18 protein-coding genes are annotated in these 21,823 nt (G+C 34.5%); 7 read left to right on the forward strand and 11 right to left on the reverse strand.

Annotated elements, in window-relative coordinates; genetic code table 11:
• Positions 1-39: 39 nt before the first annotated feature.
• A complete protein-coding gene (locus NFRAN_RS01035) occupies positions 40-1,278 on the forward strand; it encodes a TIGR00300 family protein (RefSeq protein WP_134482678.1) in 1,239 nt (412 codons plus the stop codon).
• 579 nt (positions 1,279-1,857) lie between these two features.
• Here the strand turns inward: NFRAN_RS01035 and gatB are convergent.
• Genes gatB through aspS form a run of 4 tightly spaced genes read right to left on the reverse strand, consistent with a single transcriptional unit; the run spans position 1,858 to position 6,548 of the window.
• Entirely contained in the window at positions 1,858-3,378 is a 1,521-nt protein-coding gene (gene gatB / locus NFRAN_RS01040) for an Asp-tRNA(Asn)/Glu-tRNA(Gln) amidotransferase subunit GatB (protein WP_232037905.1), read from the reverse strand.
• 2 nt (positions 3,379-3,380) lie between these two features.
• Complete coding sequence (gatA, locus tag NFRAN_RS01045) at positions 3,381-4,844, reverse strand: Asp-tRNA(Asn)/Glu-tRNA(Gln) amidotransferase subunit GatA (protein ID WP_134482680.1); 1,464 nt, start codon at positions 4,842-4,844, stop codon at positions 3,381-3,383.
• 3 nt (positions 4,845-4,847) lie between these two features.
• The gene (locus NFRAN_RS01050; protein ID WP_134482681.1) at positions 4,848-5,150 is read right to left on the reverse strand and encodes an Asp-tRNA(Asn)/Glu-tRNA(Gln) amidotransferase subunit GatC; all 303 of its coding nucleotides are present in this window, start codon (positions 5,148-5,150) and stop codon (positions 4,848-4,850) included.
• A 36-nt stretch (positions 5,151-5,186) separates the two neighbouring features.
• Complete coding sequence (gene aspS, locus NFRAN_RS01055) at positions 5,187-6,548, reverse strand: aspartate--tRNA(Asn) ligase (RefSeq protein WP_134482682.1); 1,362 nt, start codon at positions 6,546-6,548, stop codon at positions 5,187-5,189.
• Positions 6,549-8,154: 1,606 nt separating this feature from the next.
• Between aspS and trxA the strand changes: the two genes are divergently transcribed.
• Together trxA and alaS are read left to right on the forward strand one after the other, a co-directional pair.
• Complete coding sequence (trxA, locus tag NFRAN_RS01060) at positions 8,155-8,490, forward strand: thioredoxin (protein WP_134482683.1); 336 nt, start codon at positions 8,155-8,157, stop codon at positions 8,488-8,490.
• A gap of 86 nt (positions 8,491-8,576) precedes the next feature.
• Positions 8,577-11,375, forward strand: a complete 2,799-nt coding sequence (alaS, locus tag NFRAN_RS01065; RefSeq protein ID WP_134482684.1) for an alanine--tRNA ligase — start codon at positions 8,577-8,579, stop codon at positions 11,373-11,375.
• Between the two features lie 134 nt (positions 11,376-11,509).
• On the opposite strand, the gene NFRAN_RS01070 is transcribed toward alaS, so the two are convergent.
• A complete protein-coding gene (locus tag NFRAN_RS01070; RefSeq protein ID WP_134482685.1) occupies positions 11,510-12,598 on the reverse strand; it encodes a formate--phosphoribosylaminoimidazolecarboxamide ligase family protein in 1,089 nt (362 codons plus the stop codon).
• 84 nt (positions 12,599-12,682) lie between these two features.
• Positions 12,683-12,994, reverse strand: a complete 312-nt coding sequence (locus tag NFRAN_RS01075) for a twin-arginine translocase TatA/TatE family subunit (RefSeq protein ID WP_134482686.1) — start codon at positions 12,992-12,994, stop codon at positions 12,683-12,685.
• A 130-nt stretch (positions 12,995-13,124) separates the two neighbouring features.
• On the opposite strand from NFRAN_RS01075, the gene NFRAN_RS01080 reads away from it, so the two are divergent.
• A complete protein-coding gene (locus tag NFRAN_RS01080) occupies positions 13,125-13,445 on the forward strand; it encodes a hypothetical protein (RefSeq protein WP_134482687.1) in 321 nt (106 codons plus the stop codon).
• On the opposite strand, the gene pyrH is transcribed toward NFRAN_RS01080, so the two are convergent.
• From pyrH to tmk, 3 genes are read right to left on the reverse strand one after another with little or no spacing between them, the layout of a single operon-like run.
• Positions 13,432-14,121, reverse strand: coding sequence for a UMP kinase (pyrH, locus tag NFRAN_RS01085; RefSeq protein ID WP_134482688.1), 690 nt, complete (start codon positions 14,119-14,121; stop codon positions 13,432-13,434). The genes NFRAN_RS01080 and pyrH overlap by 14 nt on opposite strands.
• Positions 14,122-14,163: 42 nt before the next feature.
• Complete coding sequence (locus tag NFRAN_RS01090) at positions 14,164-15,468, reverse strand: HD domain-containing protein (RefSeq protein WP_134482689.1); 1,305 nt, start codon at positions 15,466-15,468, stop codon at positions 14,164-14,166.
• Between the two features lie 42 nt (positions 15,469-15,510).
• Entirely contained in the window at positions 15,511-16,113 is a 603-nt protein-coding gene (tmk, locus tag NFRAN_RS01095; protein ID WP_172602017.1) for a dTMP kinase, read from the reverse strand.
• Positions 16,114-16,176: 63 nt separating this feature from the next.
• Here tmk and NFRAN_RS01100 point away from each other — a divergent pair, with 63 nt between their 5' ends.
• Entirely contained in the window at positions 16,177-16,506 is a 330-nt protein-coding gene (locus tag NFRAN_RS01100; RefSeq protein ID WP_134482691.1) for a hypothetical protein, read from the forward strand.
• Positions 16,507-16,529: 23 nt separating this feature from the next.
• Here the strand turns inward: NFRAN_RS01100 and NFRAN_RS01105 are convergent, their stop codons facing one another.
• On the reverse strand, positions 16,530-17,228 hold the full coding sequence (locus tag NFRAN_RS01105; RefSeq protein ID WP_134482692.1) for a hypothetical protein: 699 nt from the start codon (positions 17,226-17,228) through the stop codon (positions 16,530-16,532).
• Between the two features lie 88 nt (positions 17,229-17,316).
• Between NFRAN_RS01105 and NFRAN_RS01110 the strand changes: the two genes are divergently transcribed.
• Positions 17,317-18,591 carry an aminotransferase class V-fold PLP-dependent enzyme gene (locus NFRAN_RS01110; RefSeq protein WP_134482693.1) on the forward strand — a complete coding sequence of 425 codons (1,275 nt, stop codon included), beginning with the start codon at positions 17,317-17,319 and terminating at the stop codon, positions 18,589-18,591.
• 1,229 nt (positions 18,592-19,820) lie between these two features.
• Here the strand turns inward: NFRAN_RS01110 and NFRAN_RS01115 are convergent.
• Positions 19,821-20,099, reverse strand: a complete 279-nt coding sequence (locus tag NFRAN_RS01115; RefSeq protein ID WP_172602018.1) for a hypothetical protein — start codon at positions 20,097-20,099, stop codon at positions 19,821-19,823.
• Positions 20,100-20,978: 879 nt separating this feature from the next.
• Here NFRAN_RS01115 and NFRAN_RS01120 point away from each other — a divergent pair.
• The gene (locus tag NFRAN_RS01120) at positions 20,979-21,611 is read left to right on the forward strand and encodes a VTT domain-containing protein (protein ID WP_134482695.1); all 633 of its coding nucleotides are present in this window, start codon (positions 20,979-20,981) and stop codon (positions 21,609-21,611) included.
• The last annotated feature ends 212 nt before the right edge of the window (positions 21,612-21,823 follow it).

Below are 21,823 nucleotides of genomic sequence, written 5' to 3' on the forward strand. Positions count from 1 at the left end.
CTTGTGAAAAAATTGGTTTTATGAGAGGATTTGAAAATAATGAATAAATACGAGAAGGAAATTGAGGTTAGAGGTCATCTGATAGACTCCTCTATTCTCACACGAATTTTTGATAAGGTGATGGATTTAAAAGGGGATTTTACAGTAAAGCAGTTCATAATCGGGAAGAAAAAAGAAGATCACAGTTATGCTAGGTTACTTATAAGAGCGAATTCAGAATCCCATTTGTCCAGTATTTTAGAAAATTTATACCGCGAAGGAGCGACAAGTATCTCGACAGATTGTGTTACATGTGTTGAAGCACCCAAAGACATGGTTCTGCCTGACGATTTTTATAGCACAACCAACAATGCAACTCAAATTTACTTTGAAAATACCTGGATAAACGTCGAAAGGATGATGATGGACAAGTGTATTGTGCTTGATCCCGTTACTAAGACGGCAGTTTGTAAGACTAATCGAGAAGTGAAAAAAGGTGATTTAATTGTGACTGGAGAAAAAGGGATCAAAATTATTCCTCAGGAAAGACCAAGAGAAGGCGTTGATATTTTTCAATTCATGAGTAGCACTAGCTCTAGCGAGCGACCATCTCAACAAATAGCAAAAAAAGTTGCTTTAGACATTGTTAAGACGAAACAAGGTTCTGGAAAGATAATCCTGGTTGCAGGACCAGTAGTAGTTCATTCTGGAGCAGCAGAGATTATAGCAAAAATGATTAGACTTGGACTTGTCGATGGAATATTGTCAGGTAATGCATTAGCTGTCCATGATATAGAAAATGCATTACTTGGTACATCTCTTGGGATGCATGTTAACGATGGCACACTCGCAATAAGAGGACATAGGAATCACATGGTAATTGTAAACGAGGTCTTTAAGTTTGGATCCATTAAGGCAATGGTGGAATCAGGTCGGCTGAAAAAAGGTATAATGTACGAATGTGTCAAAAGGAATGTTCCATTCGTCCTGTGTGGTTCTATACGCGATGACGGACCTATTCCAGATGTAATTACAGATGTAGTTGAGGCACAGATGAAGTACAAATCCTTACTGAAAGATGCAAGATTAGTAATCATGTTATCAACCATGTTGCATTCCATTGCTGTCGGAAATATGCTGCCTGCCTCAGTTAAGGTGATTGCAGTAGATATAAATCAACCAGTCGTTACCAAACTACTTGATAGAGGAACAACCCAAGCAATTGGAGTAGTGACAGATATTGGTTCCTTCTTACCAATCGTAATGAAGAATATAGAAAATCTTTTGTCCAAAGGTTAATAACTTTCTATTATGGCAATTTTTCTAGCTGTTCGTACTCTCATTTCAGGAGTAGGACTCCAGAACCCGTATGACCATTGCACCCAATGAATGTAAATAGATTTAGTAATCCTCGCTTCGCATAACTTCAGAGTCAATAAATTTAATTAATTTTTTATCAGAGACTCTTGTCATTACATTACATTTCACACACCTAAAAAAAACTTGAGATTTCCTAATTCTTGGCTTCTTTTTAGACTCTAGATGCTTGACAATCCAATCCTTTGGTGATCTTGTTTTACAATATGGACAAACAATACACGTTGATACTTCATCAATATCGTTTGAGATTGACATAATGGTGTCTTCTTAGTATTCTCCAACCTATTTATTTTAGATTCTCTTGAGGTATTGCCCGTTTCATCATACTTTGACATTTAACTTTAAACGGTATAAGAAATCATTAGTTGGGGTTTCCTTTTATTAAAGAAAGAGATAATTTTTAGATATAACGTAAATTTATCTACATCAAATCATGCAGGAAGAGAACTTTGTGAGGCTAAAGATCCTGCATATTATTTTATTCGTCTTTCTTATGCATTAATCACCTTTACTGAGGATCTCTTTTATTAAGCTCATTGCAACCTGCGGATCAGCCTTGCCCTTAGTGTCTTTCATGACTAAACCCAGTATAAAATTATTAACATTCGGATTGTTCTTATACTGCTTTACAAGATGAGGTTGTTTAGCAATTATTTTTTTTATCAAATCAGATATCTGATCAGAATCCGAGATTTTTCCGATATCCATTTTCTCCACTAATTCAAGTGGATCTTCGCCAGTTCTCAGACTTGTATCAAAAACCTCTCTCGCCAATTTCCTATTAACATTTTTCTCATTGACTAATCTCGCCATTGTAGCAATCAATTGAGGTGATAAATGCAAGCTAGACAAATCAGTACTATGGCTTTTACTAATGTCTGATTTTTCCGACTCATTTAGCTTGGTCAACATTTCATTAACAATCCAATTAGATACCTCAACAGGAGAATCATAAAATTTTAAGGCTTCTTCAAAAAAATCACTAATCTTTTTACTATTTATCAGTATCCGTGCTGTGTGGGGTGTGATTTTAAAAGCATTAATGTACCTATCCAGTCTTTCCCGTGGAAGCTCGTTCATCTGTTCCCTTAATTTGGAAACAAATATTTTACCTCCAAGGTTGATCCTTGGAATATCAGGTTCAGGGAAATATTTGTAATCTTCTTCTTCTTCTTTTGATCTCGCAGAAATTGTTATTTTTCTTTTTTCGTCCCAATGTCTGGTTTCTGCTTGGACCGTAATATCGTGCATAGCCATGGTCTTTTGCCTTGTTATTTCATAGTAAATTGATTTTTCTACATCTTTAAATGAACTGATATTCTTGATCTCCACCTTTTTTCCTCCTCCTAATGATACATTTACATCACACCGAATTGCTCCTTCCAAATTTGGGTCGCATACATCCAGGTACTCAAAAATATTGATTATTTCATTTAGAAAAAGTCTGACATCAGAAGGTTCTGTGAAATCTGGTTCAGTGACGATTTCAACTAGTGCGACACCAGCTCTATTGTAATCTATCAAACTATAGGAATTATTCGAGGGTGTATCATCTTCATAAACTATCTTTCCGGGATCTTCTTCCAATTGAATTCTGGTAATTCTAATGGGTGGTTTACTCCCGCTATTAACATATGAAGTGTCTTTATCACCCCTCAAGCCAGTAGATAAATCATATAATCCATTGACACCAATGCTGCTTATCTCGTAAGAATTGTATTGAGTGATTTGAAAATTTTTGGGCAAATCAGGATAAAAGTAATTCTTCCTATAGAAAGAAATCTTTTCAGGGATGTCACATCCAAATGCCAAACAAATCATTGAAGCAAATTCCACTGCCCTTCTGTTCAACAAGGGTAACGACCCTGGTAATCCAAGGCAAATTGGACAAGTATTTTCATTAGGTAATGAATTCCTATAATTACATAGACAATTACAAAATAGTTTTGTGTTAAGATTGGTAAGCTGACAATGAATTTCAAGCCCTATTTTCAATTGTTCAACGTTTGTTGTAGTCAATTTCATAAGCAGGGATAACACTCTCGATAATCAAAAGCCTTTTCAAACAAGCAGGCCAAATCAATAAGTTTCTGTTCCTCGAAGGCATTTGCTATCAACTGGACGCCATATGGAAGACCCTCCTTAGAAAATCCAGCTGGAATTGAAATAGCAGGTAATCCAGTAAGATTTGCAATGATTGTGAACAAGTCTAAATTGTATAGGTCTACAGGATTAGATAATTTTTCTCCTAATCGAAAAGGGAGAACTGGCATAGTTGGAAGTAAGATGATATCAAATTTTGTGAATAAATTAAGAAATTCTTGTCTAATCAATGAACGTACAAGTTGTGCTTTTTGATAATATTTACCGAAATATCCAGCAGATAAAACATAGGACCCTAGTAATATTCTTCGCTTAACTTCATCGCCAAACATCGATCTAGCTTTTGAGAAATAACTTTTCCATTCATATCCTTCAGGATTTGAATAATAACCATATCTTAAATTGTCAAATCTCGAAAGATTACTTGATGCCTCTGCAGTAGCAATTATGTAATATGCGGCTACCGCATAATCTAGTATTGATAATTTGACTTCCTCCAAATGGTAGTGATGTTTCTTAAGGAAATTAATTTTTTCTTGTATCCCACTTGCAATTTGGAAATCAGAACTATCTATTAATTCCGAAAGTAATGCCACCTTGAGACTAATTTTCTGCAATTCTTGATCTGATTTAATCTTACAGGGATCATTTCGAGTATAAGTTGTATTATCTTTAGCATCCTCTCCGGATATTGTATTAAAGATAGGCACGATATCAAAAATTGTTCTTGTGATAGGTCCTATCTGTTCAAGTGAATTAGAATACGAGACCAGTCCGCTCCTACTCACACTCCCGTAGGTTGGTTTGAGTCCAACTACAGAACAAAAACTTGCAGGACATCTTATTGACCCGCCAGTATCAGAGCCTAGAGAGATTGGGATTTGAAGAGATGATACAGATGCAGCGCTTCCTCCCGATGATCCACCTGCAACAAATTGAGTGTTCCATGGATTTCTTACCGGCCCATACGCCGAGAATTCAGAGGTACTCCCCATACCGAATTCATCCATATTTAATTTACCAATGATTATGCCATCCTGTTTCTCTATTTGTTCTATAACGGTGGCATTGTATGGAGAAATATATTCGCTAAGCATTTTAGACGCACATGTATTTTTCAACCCTTTTACACAAATATTGTCCTTTACTCCTATTGGCACCCCGGCCAATATTCCTGTTTTTTCACCTCCTCTGATCTTCTTGTCTATTTCCCTTGCCCTTTCAATGGCGTATTCAAAATTCTTTGTAATGAATGAATTAATATGTTTATCTACTTTATTTATCCTGTCGACAATTACAGACACGTACTCTTCCGCCGTGAATTCACCATTTCGAATTTTATCTGATACCACATTTGCAGATAATTTAAATAATTCCTTCAATCCCTAAATCCTCGGGCCCAAAATGTATCCATTCTTTGTATTCAAGGGCTTGATTTTGATATTAACTGAACTCTCTGCAAGTTTTCCAGTTTGTGGTTCATCATCTCGAAGCGAATCGAAGGGCTTTTCAATTTTCATATCACCACCCATCTTCAATTTATTATCACCTGTTGTATCAAATTCGTCAAGTTTATCAAATAATGTCAACACCTCGTGAATCTTTTTCGCAGTCTCGATTATCATTTCATTAGGTATTTCTAATTTAGAGAGTTCGCATAACTTTTTTATGTCATCAACATTTGACATGAACTAGGTGGGTTCGCACTCAAGCTTATATTTATCTTATGGAGTCAACCTATCTATATCTCGTGGGTAAAAAGTAGCATCCCGTATGTTCTCTAACTTTAATAATGCCATAACTAACCTTTCTAATCCCAATCCAAATCCAGCATGTGGCGGCATCGCATAATCAAATACCCTGAGATGGTAGTCAAATGCTGTAGAATTGAGCCCTTTCTTTTTCATGTTTTCAATAAGTAAATCCTTATTGTTAATGCGAGTGCTCCCAGACGATAGTTCTAACCCACCGAACATCAAATCAAACGACTCGCTTAGGAGATTCTTTTCATCGATTGCGGATTCTTTTTGAGCATTGCCTGGGGTTATGGATTTAACGTAAAAGGGTTTCATTGACGCTGGCCAGTCTGTTATGAAAAAGAATTCGTCACTAAAAATATCTTTAAGAATTTTAGGTGAGATGTCATCACCCCATCTTATAAATTTATGATTTGCCTGAAGATTGTTTATTAATTCTGTATAAGTAATCCGAGGAAACGATCCACTTACATTTGGTAGCTTGATCCCTAGATTTTCAAGTTCATTCGCATTCTTGGAATTGATTCTATTGACAATATGACGTATCAATTTTTCCAGATGCTCCATCATATCACGATAATCTACATAGGCCTTCTCAGCATCAATTGAAATTGCTTCGGATAAATGTCTATTTGTTCTCGATGGCTCGGCTCTAAATATAGGAGCTATCTCAAATACACTTTCAAATGCCATTGTAAGTTGCTCCTTGTATAACTGAGGGCTTTGAGCGAGAAATGCCTCCCTATCATAATAAAATATCGGAAACAAAGCAGCCCCTCCTTCGGTAGCTGTAGCAATCATCTTTGGAGTATTCACTTCGATAAAGTAATTTTCGTTGAAATATTCGCGAATTGAATTTATTATCGTATTTCTAATCTTAAATACAAATTGCAGGTAATTTCGTCTCAGGTCTATTGCTCGTAAATCTAATCGTGTATCAATCCCTATCGAAGAAATAGCTTGAGTTAGAAAAGGAGGAGGTTTATTAGAAATGGAAAGAATCTTAATTTCCTTTGGCAATATTTCAATTTGACTAGAAGAATTTTTCTGTTCAACGACTACCCCCGTTATTGCCAATGATGAATGTTCTTTCAAATTCCTCAAGGTTTTAAATAATTGAAGTGATGTTTCCTTCTTCTTGACAACAATCTGTACTTCTCCAAACTGATCTCTAAGTTGAAGAAAAAGCACGTTACCATGATCACGCTTAGATGAAATCCAACCTACTACCACAACCTCCTCGTTAACATTCTTACGAGATATTTCAAAGGAATAATGTGAACGTCTCAGATTTCCAAGGTCATCTTCAAGTACGATTTTGTCATCCATTCTAATATACTAGTTTCAAATTTTTATTAGAATATATCTCTTGCGTGGCTAATCCAAGATAAAAAATTTTGGGCCGGATTTATCAAAATCATTTATCAAATATAAAATTGGCTTTTAACTTGATTCTGTGTTATTAATCTTGTCTAAAATTTTCCAGGCATCTCTATACCTCGGTATAGACAGATTAGTTTCATTCTCAATCTTGAGAAGATGGTATATCCCAAATTATTGCAATCAACTTAGCTTTGTTTCTCCTTGATGCTAATTTGATCTTTGTCGAATGGATGGTAGTAATAAAAGATTTTTAGAAGGATTCATTCATACTATAAGACTATAACTCTTTGTAGTAACATATTAGAATTAAACAAGTTAACAGGTGAGTAGAATTAATGAGATATCGGTAACAAATTGGTAACAAAAATGGATCACTTTGTAAAATTCATCTTTTGTTCCCGATCCACTATGTGTACTAATAACATCATGGGTCAGATGGTTTTAGTAATGATATCGGTTTTGTAAAAGAACCTAATGACGAGTATAGATCCTAATATGGTTATATGAATGGCTTCTTATGATTATAGAAAAGTTCATGATGTTGTTACTTTAAAATAAATCTTGTTGTTTGTTAATTTTTCTTCACATCCTGTCAAACAGTAAAATAAACATGTCATGATTTTATATAAAAACTTGGGTTTCAGGTGAAGAATAAAATTACATTTTAAACAAGAATTATTGTTTTACACCAATGAAGCCATTAATCATTTTTTCTTGTTGACGGTCTTAGTGAGTGTTACTACGACATTATTGAACAAGGCCTTTGCTCAGACATCTGTAAAGGAAATTGTGATTAGACCTGATTCCTTTAAGATACAGATAGTATCTACAATTGTATGAAAATTGCAATTACTGTAGGAACAAAGTGATTAGTGATTAGAGTGAACAAAGATTTTAGATCCACATTGTTACAGAGATTCAAGTGTTGTTTGGCTCAGAACACTTGCGTCGATGAATCATATATATATTTGAGAAGATTGGAACACTTGAATATCAATGCAACCGCAGCTTGAATTGGCAGGAAAGATAATTGTAAATGGTAATCTCTATGATACAGTTCTAGATTTCTAAGGAAGACGAAACCAAAATAAAATATCTTGAATAAACTACTTGGTTCGTTGCATTCAATGTATAAGAAACGTGTGTTTCTTGACACCCATGATCAAGATATGATGGTTATCTTTTAAATAGCGAACAAAAATTTTGTATGTTTGTATAGAATCACATGCATTTCTTGTAATGTCTTTTTCAATAACATGTATGAGACGAATTTGGTCTTTCATCCCTCTATCTATTGTAACCATCTACTCGAGACCTAAAATCGACAGTAGTTGTTCTCCCAGAGGTAGGTAGCGTCAAATAGTGAATGTCATTCGTCCATGATCTGCTAGAGATTCCCACAACAAGAAAAAAAATCATCAATGGACTTATCGAGACTTGCTCTTTACTCTAAAACGCAGAGAATTTGCCATAAAGTCTATGACAGGCAAATCAACCGTTAGATGGTTGAACACAACAAATATTCAAATACTGTCATGGCGTTGTATTTATAATGGGAAACGACAAAGTCACTCATGTAACGACAAGTAATTGGGAATCCGAAGTATTAAAATCGGAGAAGCCAGTGTTTGTAGACTTTTGGGCGGAATGGTGTGGTCCATGCCGCATGGTTGGCCCAGTTGTCGAACAAATAGCCCAATCATATTCGGACAAAGTAAAGGTTGTAAAATTAAATGTAGACGAAAATCAAGAAATTGCTATGAAATACGGCATTCAGTCGATTCCTTCGTTGCTAATTTTCAAAGGCGGAAAAGAGATAAGACGAACGATTGGTGCAGCACCCAAAGATACATATATCAAGTTCATTAACGAGGCAATCACGTCGTAGTAGTAAATGACCTTATTTTTTTGCTAACTAACTATAACTAGTTTTAAAAGCATTAATATCCTCTTTTACTATAGCTAATTTCTGATTTGAACAAGTCTGATCTGCTTTCCTTATTTTCTTCGGATTACAAGAAATATTATCACGTTTCACTATTTGATAGGCTAGGATTTGCAAGACAAAAATGCACACTTTGTGGAAGATGTTTTTGGTCTATATTGCATAAGGATATCTGCCCTGACCATGAAAATTATAGTTTCATAGGAAACCCACCTACGACGAAAAGATTAAGCTATACGCAGACATGGAGTGAGATAAGCAAATACTTTCGGAAAAACGGACATCATATAGTAAGCAGATACCCAGTGGTATGCAGATGGAGAGAAGATTTATACTATACAATCGCTTCCATCGTAGATTTTCAAAGAATTGCAGAAAATCAAGTCATCTTTGAGATCCCAAAAAATCCATTGATAGTGCCACAAATGTGCCTAAGGTTCAACGATATCGAAAATGTAGGTAGTACTGGTAGGCATTATACATCATTTTGTATGATCGGTCAGACTTGCGATGCTGATTCACCAGGAGGGTATTGGAAGGACAGATGCATTGATTTGGATTTTGGTCTGTTAGTAGATGTCTTAGGAATTCCACCAACCGAAATTACATTCGTTGAAGACGTATGGATAGGTGCCGGGGCATTTGGTAGTTCTCTTGAATATTTTGTAAGAGGGTTAGAGTTAGGAAACGCAGTGTTTACGGAATTTGAAGGTACGGAAACAGACTACCGAGTGATGAAGAACAAGATTATCGATATGGGAGCTGGATTGGAGAGATTATCTTGGATAACCAATGGTACAAGTACAAGTTATGATTGTACTTTTGATCATGTTTTAGGAAAGATCTTGGATCAAAATCAAGTCAATTTTTCGAACGCTCTTGGAAGTGAGAACAGGATTAATGATCTATTATCAGATTATTTTAGCAAAGTATCATCCAAATTGGAAGTTAATAATGACATATCCTTAACTAGAAAGCAAGTTGCTAAGGAAATGGGAATTGAAGTGAGCAAGCTGAATGAAATTGTGGTCCCATTTGAATCACTATATACAATTATAGATCATGTACGGACCTTGGTATTCGCAATAAGTGATGGTTCGTTACCATCGAATGTAGGTGGAGGGTATAATTTACGAGTTATATTGAGGAGAACTCTGTCTCTCCTAAAGCAGTTAAGGTTTGATTTAAAAATTACAGATGTTGTGGACTTGCACATTGAACATTTGGCTTCGATATATCCTGAATTAAAGGATTTTCGGGATGATATTCACACAATCTTAAAAATCGAATCCGAGAGGTTCTTAGAAACCCAAAATCGTATAACAAACATAACATCTAAGATCAAGAAACAAAAAAATAAACTGAACATAGATGATTTATTAAGACTTTATGAGTCTGATGGTGTTACACCAGATTATTTGGTTGAAAATGGTTTGTTAGATGCGATACCCTCAAACTTCTACACAAGACTTGCAGAGATCCACTCTACAAATAAAGGACAGAAAGTCGAAAGTAACAAATTAAACTTTAAAGAAGATATAGATTTTACTAGTTTCGAGAAAACTAAACTAATCTATTATGAAAATCCATTGCAATTTGTCTTTTCGGCAAAGGTTGTTAAAGTGTTTGATGGTAATTATGTGGTCCTAGATAGAACTAGTTTTTATCCAAGGGGTGGTGGACAAGAACCGGATCATGGATTTATAGGTTCCAATAGAGTTGACAATGTAATAAAATTAAGAGATATAGTAATTCATCATGTAGACGGAGAATGCAATGCGAAGGAAGGAGATATTTTAAGCTGTGTCGTTGATAGAGAACGAAGGTACGCTATAACGAGGAATCATACATCTACGCATATCGTGAACCATGCTTCTAAAAGTGTCTTGGGTTCCTGGGTATGGCAAAATTCGGCCTTTAAAGAGGAGAAATATGCCAGGTTGGATATAACACATCATTCTTCACTGTCAAGACAAGAGATGCAGGCCATAGAAAAAAGAGCAAATGACATTGTGAGGCAAAACTTACCAGTCTCCATTGATTTTTACGAACGCGGAATAGCAGAACAAAATTATGGATTCACTATTTATCAGGGAGGAGTAGTTCCATCCAACAATGTAAGAATTGTAAAGGTAGGAGCATTAGATATTGAAGCATGTGGAGGTACTCATGTTTTCTACACAGGTGAGATTGGACTTATTAAAATATTAAAAACAGAAAGAATTCAAGATGGAGTAGTAAGAATAGAATTTGTGGCAGGAGCCAACGCCTTAGACCGTGTGCAGTCTCAAGATGATCAGGTTCATTCACTTGCAGCTAGACTTGGAACTAGTCGTGAAAAATTACTTGAAACCCTTTCTAAAACCCTCAGTGACCTAGATAAATCAAAAAAGAAATTAAAAAATCTGCTTCGAAGCACATCACCATTATTTATTGAGAAAGTTATTAAAGAGTCTAAGAGATTGGATTTACCTCACAATAATAACACTAAAACTTTAAGGTTTTATCTTAATAATGATGAAAATCATGATGAGGAATTCCATTTAGCTGCAGGAAAACTTTCAACTGAAAGGGATGATGACCTAGTATATATAGGCATAATTTCGCAAGAAGCCAAAGCAATTAAAATAGTTGTGTTTTGCGGAAAGGTTGCGGCGAATGTTATAGGTGCAAATGCAATTGCAGGGGCCATAGCAAAGAGTTTTGGCGGATCCGGGGGCGGGACCATACATTTTGGACAAGGTGGTGGAAATTTCTTGGAAAAAATTAACATTTTTGAGGGGAACTTGCCAGACCTTTTAAGAAATTTATTAGTTAGCAAGAGCTAAATTCACAAGTTCGTTAATCTGAAATTTTGTGATAATTTAGTTCAAAATCTGCAAATTTGACAGATACAAAGAAGTAGTTTTAGAGAAGAGGGAACTTCGAGTGGGTAGTATTATGTTATTATCAGAGTAAATTGTCAAGTTACTAATTTGGCCAAATTTGATTGCTTCAACGATTTTTTTATTTCAATCGCAATCCTTCTCCCAACGCCGAAAGTTTCCCCGTATTTGTACCGAGTATACGGTGAGGTTGTTGCTAGTATAGGATTACCAGGAACTCTAAGAGATACATCGTAAACAATGATATCAAGATCAACCGTTACAACGCTTTGAAGAGAATATGGACCAATAATTCCAGGAGGATACTCCTTTAAACAAGTCTTTGCAAATTTGTCGCCTACCTCGAAAACTTTTTCTAACAACGATTCTCTAATGCTAGCCGGGGTATGCCCAACTTCGATGTTCTGTAATTCAATCTCCATTTCAAGTTGATTCTTTGCTGGAATTGAAGTAGTGAAATCGTGTATATTACTCTGCAACCTCCTCTCAATTCCCAAAAACTCTACCTCATTGTCTAAAGGAGAATAAAAATAATTAAAGTTAAAATAAGTTCCTATTAAATACTGCTCTATTATAGAGTTTTTAAGATCTGTCTCATTGATCATCCCGGATTTAATTCGAATTTGGGATTTGGCCTTGTAATCATTGTACGAAGTTACAATGAAAAATGCTCGTTCCAGATTACGTTTTGCTTCTTGAATCTTTACAATGGACGGGCCGTCTATTTCTGAAGGAGATTTATAAATTCGGGGCAAGGCAATATTTGATTCTCTCAACAAGTGATACTGGTTCTTGGGAAGCTGTCTATCTTCTGCTTTCAAGATATATCTATTACCAAAGACAGGTACCTTAAGTTTATTTTCAATATTATCTATTCCCAAATAAACAACAAACGACCTGTGTGGAACGATAACAGTACTCTGATCTCGCAACTTTTGTTGATTTTCGTTATTTAATAGATCTGAGAAACTATCAAGAATTAGTATATCATCTGATAGCCGTTTAAACTTTTGGTAAGGTAATTCTCGCCCTTTTTGACATATGCACAAAGTCCTGAAGCCCTCTTCCTTGGCTCCGTCCAAAATTTCTAATGCAGAGTGACTACCTAATACGCCTATGGTAATATTCTTAAAATCATAATTATCAAGGATATTGTATATCGACAAGTCATATGAATTGTTATTTGTATTGTATTTGTACTATTCGGAATTGCCTCTTTTAGGTTTCAATCTATAAAATATTTTCTTTCCTTAAGAATCTTGTTTTTTTAGTTTTTCGTCAATTGCATTTTTAAGATCTTGATCATTCTTGTTTGAATAATCGACACCTAAGGTTTCCGCAATTGATTCCAGTTTCTCTCTGTCTACGGAGTTCTGCTGTCCGATTTTCCCGTCAGCAGAGTCATTTTCCAATGTTTTTTTGGCTTCGATCCTTGCCTTTTGAAATTCGCTCGTAGCTTTACCCATAGATCTAGCCAATTCTGGTATTTTTTTAGCACCAAAGAAAATCACAACAATAACTAATATTATGATAACCCATTCCAACCCATTGATAAATGCCATAAAAAAGTAATCGCAAGTCCGACTAATAAATACATATTAATTAATATCGATTTCTTATTCCGAACTTCTCGGTATGCCTGTATATCTTTGGCAAATTTAAATATACATTATTGTTGGTTAAAACAGTGAGATGAAGTACAACGAAGCTGTTTTCATAGGTCAACAGAGATCTAAGAAAGCCCAGCTGAAGCTGTTTGACTATACGGGCTTCGCCATGCTTACGTACACTGTCAAGAAAGGAGAGTCGGACAAAGGATTTTTGCCTGTGGGAGAAGAATTGCTTGTTACAAAACAAATACACGAAAACCAAATGATCATTTATTTGACGGATGAAGATGGTTTTGCCAAGGCACAATCCAAACCATTAACGATCGAAGAAGGGAATAAGAGGTATGCCAAAATTTTGGAAGATGGAATCAAAGAGTATTCTGGACAAGTCAAGACGATATAGTAATTTCTGTACCTAGACGGATTCCTCTTAAAACGATCTTTTCGATATTCTCTACACTAGATTTAAATACAACACATGGGAGTCTAGATCTCTGAATTACCTTTAAGCTAATAAGATCCATCAAATCATAAGTTCCAGCTATAGAGTTTTCCTTCCTTAGCATATCTATGCAATCGGTAACTTTGATTGAGTCAAATAATACAGCATTCTTGTTTGTTCTAGGATCAGAATCATATATCCCATCAACATCAGTAGCATTGAAAAATTTTATAGCGCCGGTCCTTTCAGCGATTAATGCCGAGGTTGCATTTGTGCTTTGACCAGGATACAAACCCCCTGTAATTATAATTTTTTCTGAATTAACTGCTGTCGAGATTTCATCTAAATTTTTTGGTGTTGTAGGATGACAAAGATCACCCAATCCAGACATAAGCAGTTTTGCATTTAGGTGGGAGACCATTATCCCTGTGAGGTCAAGACCCGATTCATCTAAACCCATTTCTCTCGACAAATCAATGTAAAAACGTGCAATTCTTCCTCCCCCTGTAACTATTATAGGTTGATATTCGTTAGCTATTTTTTTTATCAGTTGAGTGTAGTCCCTGAGCGCTTTGACCTGAGTATCAAAACTAAACAAACTTCCACTTAATTTTATGACTATACGTTGCTTGGCCAATACGTCATTCTAAAAGAAAACATTATAAAAATGGTTAGAAAACTACTCTGAATCTTTGATTATTGTTTCATAAAATTTTCTATTTTCCTTATTTGTGTAAACTCGGATCATATCAAGGTAACCGCTAATGACGTAAATCAATGGAATCTGATCAAATGACTTTTCGTATTCATCTTTTTTGTCAACAACCATTATTGATGAAACCTCCTCCTTTTTTGGAGCTAGTGGAATCGACGGGGCACTGGAAATATCCAAGAATACTTGTTCCCCACTTGCTTGATATTTTCCTATTATGGATTTAAGTTTACTCACCTGAGCATCAAAGATTCTTTTCTTCTTATCGGACTTTAGGTGTTCTCCAGTATTTTTGATTGCCTCGTCTGGGCGCAGTTCCTGTCTTTGTCTGGATAATGAAAAATATTCATAAATACATTTGAGTAATTCTCTCTTCTTGTAGTCCTTTGCCAAGTTCACATAAGAAATTTCTTTAGGCCCCAGTGATGGATCTCTAACATCACAGAGCATACCCAGAACCTTTTCATCATGTAACTCAAAAAAACTATCCAAGGATGACAAATCAGTCAAATTAAGCACAGAATTCAAACACTTCATAGCGTTTAACAACATTACTTCTCCCGACCTCACGGTCTTGTGAAAATAAACCGATTTAAACATCTGATATCTCGAGATCAACATGGATTCGTAGGAATACAATGCAGATCTACTAATTCCTAATTTCTTTGAATTAGTAACTTCTAATGAATTTATAATCCTATGATAATCAACCTTTCCATATTCTGTTCCCGAAAAGTAACTATCTCTTGGTAGATAATCCATCAAATCCACAGATAGGCCGCCGGAGATAATTTCATTTAAAAACCTCGTTTTGTGTTTTCCAAAGCTTAAAGAGGAAATGGTTATTGGATTGTATCCATTACGCTGTAATATGTCAGTTATCAAGGTATCCAAGATGATTCTCTCCCCCAATTTTTCATGGGAATGCGTAGTACATTCTTTCAAAACTTCTTCAAAAAGATGTGAAAAAGGTCCGTGACCAATATCATGTAACAGTGCAGATATCCTCAAATTTTGTATCATATCATCACTGTCTAAATATCCCTTTTCCAGTAAAGTTTGACCTGCCAATCCGGCGAGAAACATTGAACCAATCGAATGCTCAAATCTGGAGTGCAAGGCTCCTGGATAAACCAAATGAGCACCAGCCAATTGCCTTATTCGCCTCAATCTCTGGAAGATAAAAGTGTCTATTAATTCCCTTTCGACCAGAGTAAATTTTATGTTTTTGTGAATCGGATCAGTAATTTCACCTATGTATCTAAGAGGCATGTGTTAACTAAACTCCACGTGGTATTGCAATCCTATGAAACACTATACTCCAAGTATTCTTATGATTTCATTAAAAAGCAAGGGTTTGGACACATTTGAACTAACGACTTTCCAATCAAATATTCTTGCTAGTCTTAGATATTCATTTCTAGCCTTGTTCAAGAATTCCTTATTCCTTTCAAATTCATCAGGTTTGAAATTGTTGGCTGTCAATCGTTGCAAAGATATTTCTGGAAATATATCCAAGATCAGAGTCACATCCTCCTTAGGCAATCCTTTTTCCAGATTCTTTAACCAGTTAATGTCGAGACCATTTGCTAGTCCATAAGCAAGATTCGATTGGTAATATCTATTCATCACTATAGTTTTTCCACTCATAAGCAAATTCTCAATGTCCTGTTTTTTTTCCCATCGATTAGCAGCCATCAAAATATGTTTTGTTTCATTGTTGTAGCTTATACTGCCTTCCAAAAATGCTTTAATTTCCTTACCGATTCTTGTCGAATAATCTGGAAAACTCATCAACACCACATTTCCTTGCTGCTTTTCATGCAGATACTTAAATAACATGTTTGATTGAGTTGTCTTGCCTGATTTGTCCAACCCTTCTATTACAATAATCTTGCCAAATTTCTTATTGTTCACAACAAGCTCCAAGTTTACTGGTAAAAGTTTTAATTTATAAATCCTCTATACCCAAATATCGCATTGAAACTTAAAGCTATCAGTCCTTTAATAATCGTAGCAAGTGTATATATCCTGATATACTTTGCATTTACTTCCGGGATAATAAATGCAATAATTGAGGGTCAACAATATAATCAGGCTGTTTTTTTACCATCTCGCGCTGTCCAAAATAATTATGAAATGATAGTAGGGGTTATGATATTATTGTTCGGGTTTGCAGGTGCATTCATGACAGCTAAAGCATTCGTAATCCGCAAGATAAATGAAAAATATGCGCTACTTGGAGTAGGCTTTTTGATATTGGTTATTTCCATGATATTTATTTACAAGGTAATAGAGTTGAAAGCCTAGTATTTCTTATGAAAACAAAAGGATTACTTTATACTAAATTTGATCGAACGAGGGCAAAATCCTGTTTCTAATTCAGATACCGAAGCAGTAATAGTTAACTTTTTTTTAATGATGGTAGATACTAATGTAGTATTATGGTCATCTAGGCTTGCTATATATGAAACCGTATCAGAAAACCTTAGAAAGTGATTCTTCTCCATTGAATAATTATAGCCAGTCTTTTCCAAATCCATAATCAGTTTGGTCAAACTTCTTTGTGAAATATATGAAGTTAGAACCATAGGTATATTTTTGACGGAGTGATAACCAAACAAGATATTTAATAACGAAAAAGCAAAATAACCGGCATCTTGGTTACTACTTCCAAAATGCCCGTCTAAAGATAATTGCTTCCCCCCAGACTGAGTTTTTGAATTATACTTATTCTTGTGAGAAAAATATGTTCGAAAATAATCTACCAGTCCATTCAACGAGTCAATTACAATCAAAGAATCAACCGCAAAATAATCAGATATCTTATCCATCATTGAATGCAAAGTTATTTCGTAGGGCAAAAGAATCTCTGTCTTGTTGAATAGTTCAAGTTTATACCCAAAAGAGTTATTAATCTTTAAATTTGTTAGCTGAGTATCATAGTCAATTATCAAATTATTCTTAATATTTAACCTGGTAACCAGATTATTTAGAAATAATATCTTTGTATTTGGTTCTGAGTAGTACACCAAATTTATTCCTGTAGTTATAATGGAACTTATAGCAGTCGGATTAATTTGAGCACACCTTATATAACAAAAACGATTCTAATATTTATTGAGTGATCAAAGAAGTCAAACTATTACCGATAAGACCATTTTTGATATGGCCCGATCGGACTTTAACATTACAAAAAAGAAAATATACTTAAATAACGGTTCTATCAGTCCTCTTCCCGTTTCTACTATTAAGTCGATGACTGATTTTTGTTTGCGTTACTCTGAAACTGGACCTGATTCTCCTGATTTTAATACCTACCTGGATGAATTAAAAAATGAGGTAAGACAAAGGCTAGCAGACTTGATCAAAAGCCAAAAAGATGAGATCATCTTTACCCAAAGCACAACAGAAGGTATCAATTTAGTTGCCAATGGAATAAGATGGAAATCAGCTGATCGGATTCTGATAAGAAACCAGATAAATGAACATCATTCAAATTATTTACCTTGGCTAAAAGCTGCAGGAGATTTTAAGCTAAAGTTGGAAGTGTTCCCACTACACAATATAGAATCCACAGGTAGTATGTTGATCAAGGAATTTGAAGATATTTACCTCCGGCAAAATCATAAATTGATTTCAACCAGTCATGTAATGTACAATAATGGTTCGATTACCCCGGTAGAGTATTTCGGCAGGGTCATCAAAGAAAGTAACAATGACACACTCTTTTCAGTAGATGGAGCTCAAAGTGTTGGAGCTATCGACGTTAATGTGAAATCTATCAATTGCGAATTCATGACCTTTCCAAGTTTTAAGTGGATTTGTGGACCATTAGGTATAGGGGTATTATTTGTAAAGAAAAAAGCAATGAATGAATTGAACCCAATTTTTGTCGGGAGCGGTTCCGCCGAAGTACTACCATCAACTGGCACACAATCTGGAAAAAGGAGCCAACCAGCAGGACATGGTAGTATAAAGTATAACAAATACCCCGAAAAGTATCATGCTTCATTCAGAAATTTCCCTGGACTAGCAGGATTAGAAGCTTCACTAAGATATCTTTTGAGAATTGGAATTAATAATATTCAAGCTAGAAACAAAGCCCTGAGTTCAATATTGAGAGATGAATTATCCAAGATTAAGGAATTGGTAATCCATGAAGCAGAAGAAGAAAATTACAGGTCGACCTTAGTTTCCTTTTCATTTAAAAAGAAAAGCAATGAAAAGGTTATTAAACTAAATTCCAGATTGCGAAAACAAGGTATAATTTTAGCTGAAAGGGAAATAGGTACTAGAAAAATTCTCAGAGCATCACCTCACTTTTACAACTCAGAGGACGAATTACAAAAAACCTCCGAGGTAATTAGATCGGAACTTGCAAGCATTTTGTGAATTAAGTCACGAAAAATCGCTAGTCCTGCCGATATATTAAATTCCGGGTGAAGAGGAATCGATCATACACATTTCGATTTGAACACGAGGCAAACATTTGCTGTTTACCAATGACAGTAGGATGAATTGACGAAGGGTATTTTATTTGAGATATTGTAAGTTATGATTAGTAGTTTGGAACATTGAGATGGCGTTACAAATAGAAACCTAAAAGATATAAACTGGTTACCTTCTTTACTTGTAATTCAACGGGTATACAGATTGAATAACTATTATTTGTTAAGAAATTGATCATAACATAGAGCATCTTCATCACTACTTATGGCTATTGCACTTAACATATAAAAAATCATTGGATTAGGTATTACCATTTCATACTTTCGAATGCAATATATGAACAAATGCTCAAAATAATGGTTTATATGGATTATATATCGGTCAGAACCTTCAAATAATACAACCAGACACCTTAAAAGGGTATAAAATAAAGAAAGCAGAGATTACTGTGATTCATTACCTAGGTAATCCAATTTATGATGTTTTATACTCATTACTAATCTAAAAGATCGGATGAATACGTTACATATCTTATAAGCAGGTTGTAGAGATTATAAAAACTGCAAAGAAATAAAAGATCTATTAAAAATGAATTGAGATTGTTAACGATATAAATATCTAATAGAATATTTTAGAAAGCAAATCAAATGAAAAACGACTTGTTAGCCAACGGTATTGTGCTATGACAATGATTGAAATAACACCGGTTGTTAATATTATTTCACCTGTAGTAACCAAGACTTTAAGTTTCATTTTACCACTAAGAAGGATACTAACAATAATAATGTCGTCAAAAATGCATTAATCTTATCTCATCATAATTACAACAGATATTAAATTAATACAACAATCGTGAGCTTTTTTTAGTCTTTTCAATAGCTTATACTTCTTACCTTTGTCCAATACTCTCATATGAGATCGTGTATCCCTGTAATATTTCTATTAAAAGCTATGATTTTTTCACGCAGGTATTGATTAATTATCTCATTATACATTTATGCCGATAATTTCTTCCATGATTCTATGACACTTAAAATAGTCAGGTGAATGAAATGTGGCATGAGAAAAAAGAGTTATTATAACATATTATCAATCAAACTTTAGTTTATCAATAACGTGACTTATTTCCATTCTTCAAGAGCTAGTACGATTGGAAAATGCGTTTTATGTCGTCAAAGCATCTCCAATAGAGAGTGTATTTGGTGCAATATTATCCAAGTATTCATCTTTTTTATCAGGAGAGTCATTTGTTCCTTTTTTCCTTCGGAAGTAGCATTAGAAAGTGAGCTCGAGGTAGTCAGTGAGTCCCCGATAAAAGGAGTGGTTTTTGTAGCATTAGCTACGGAGATTTTAATTTTATCTAGGACATTGTTAGTTGAATTACTAGACCCATCAGTCTCTCTTGTTTGAGCAAATGTACCTTGAGGTGATAATATTGAAATTATGGTCACGAAAAATGTGCAAAGGTATTTTATTATATTTATCATTATAACACATTCTATAAACATAAATAATTTTCTTCATATATGTAATAGTAAATAGAACTTTACTAATATTAGGACTTACAATTTATTAAATACGAATTTTTTGTCTTTTATATACACCAAATTTGACAGCAATTCATGTAAAGTATTATGATGATTGTCAATGCTGCTATATACCCGATCAGAAAAAAGCATTTTGATTTCTAAAAGACAAATTACTAATCCCGTATAATCATATCCTCTTATCTTTAATGCTAAAGGATTACTAAATTGTTATTCATACATGCAAGAATTTAGTATTTGATTAGCATGGTAGCATTGTTTTGTAAAAGTATCGATTTATTCTAACATTGTATCATAAGCACATGTAAATACCTTATTGTAATACCGGCTGAAAATCATAAATTAATTTAGGAATTTAAATTAATTTTAAACTGCAATAAGTTAGAGGACGTTTAACTAACATCTGGTTACAGAGTAATGAACGAAATTGGTATATTTTGCTAAATATTACTCATCGTCTCCACCTAGTATGGATAAACAGATTATTATACTATAAAACCTCATATCTTATTACTTTTCTTGTTCTCTAAACTTTGGGTCAATTCATAACAAAAAATAATCTACCTCAAACTACTTATACTGTCATAATTAACTAGTTTATTGACCATTAGTAAATAAACTTCCAAGATTAAAAGAAGTAAATAAAAGTACTGACTAGAGATGAATTTGTAGTTGGCTTAAAATTTCCTTTTGTCCACGAGTCGATGATTTTGTGCAAACAAGCTGAGCAAATTAAGGGACAGTAATATCTTTTAATTATATTTACTTAGAGAATGATTACACGTGGAATACATATACTCATCTCTTGTCGATACGACGTTTGAATACTTTCAAGTGTTTGTGGTAAGTTTTCTTACAAGTATCATATTGTTTATTCCTATTCCATATGCACCGTTTCTCGTTATTGCTAGTTTTAATTCTAATCTAGATCCCAATATCCTTGCTATTGTAAGTGCATTCGGTGTGACTGCAGGTAGAACCCTGATATTCATTCTAAGTTATCACGGTAACAGGGTTCTTAGCAATAGAATAAAGGAAAATATGTTACCATTAAAAAGGCTATTAAAAAAATACGGATGGATAGGGTCATTTTTAGCTGCAATTACACCTTTTCCTCCAGATGACATTGTAATTATTCTTCTCGGTATGGTAAAACTTAGTCCATGGAAGTTCATAATAACAAATTTTGTTGGGAAGTTGATCTCTAACTTAATTGTTGTGTGGAGTGCAGCCTTAACTGGAAAGATTATAGTTGAGCAAATCATATTGCAGAGTCAAAGTTTTACCAATATGTTGATTCTGACTATTGTAAGCATCATTATTGTTGGAATCACAATTTACTCTTTAGTAAGGGTCGACTGGAGGAAAATTATTGGAAAGTGGTTCCCATGGACCTTGGATGATCAGAATGATTAAGATGCTGCTATTTAGAAGTTAACCCAAACCCACTAAAATAAAGACAGGTTACAAGTAGGAATTACTTCATATACCTGATGAGAAGATCTTTTCATGTCCGCTGGTGCTGTACTTGCGCGGCTATTCAATCACTATGTCATTTTATCATTCCTGTTCCCGAACGATTTTTTAAAATCGGTTCAGGTAGCCAAACAAAAAAGAGCTTGTCATAC

It is taken from the genome of Candidatus Nitrosocosmicus franklandus (assembly GCF_900696045.1).
Taxonomy (GTDB): Archaea; Thermoproteota; Nitrososphaeria; order Nitrososphaerales; family Nitrososphaeraceae; genus Nitrosocosmicus; species Nitrosocosmicus franklandus_A.

What these genes read in the sequence shown, in the direction of transcription:
- NFRAN_RS01035 (WP_134482678.1), top strand. Translation starts at nt 40, where the DNA reads ATGAATAAATACGAGAAGGAAATTGAGGTTAGAGGTCATCTGATAGAC.
- NFRAN_RS01050 (WP_134482681.1), bottom strand. Translation starts at nt 5,150, where the DNA reads ATGTCAAATGTTGATGACATAAAAAAGTTATGCGAACTCTCTAAATTA.
- aspS (WP_134482682.1), bottom strand. Translation starts at nt 6,548, where the DNA reads ATGGATGACAAAATCGTACTTGAAGATGACCTTGGAAATCTGAGACGT.
- trxA (WP_134482683.1), top strand. Translation starts at nt 8,155, where the DNA reads ATGGGAAACGACAAAGTCACTCATGTAACGACAAGTAATTGGGAATCC.
- NFRAN_RS01075 (WP_134482686.1), bottom strand. Translation starts at nt 12,994, where the DNA reads ATGGCATTTATCAATGGGTTGGAATGGGTTATCATAATATTAGTTATT.
- NFRAN_RS01080 (WP_134482687.1), top strand. Translation starts at nt 13,125, where the DNA reads ATGAAGTACAACGAAGCTGTTTTCATAGGTCAACAGAGATCTAAGAAA.
- NFRAN_RS01090 (WP_134482689.1), bottom strand. Translation starts at nt 15,468, where the DNA reads ATGCCTCTTAGATACATAGGTGAAATTACTGATCCGATTCACAAAAAC.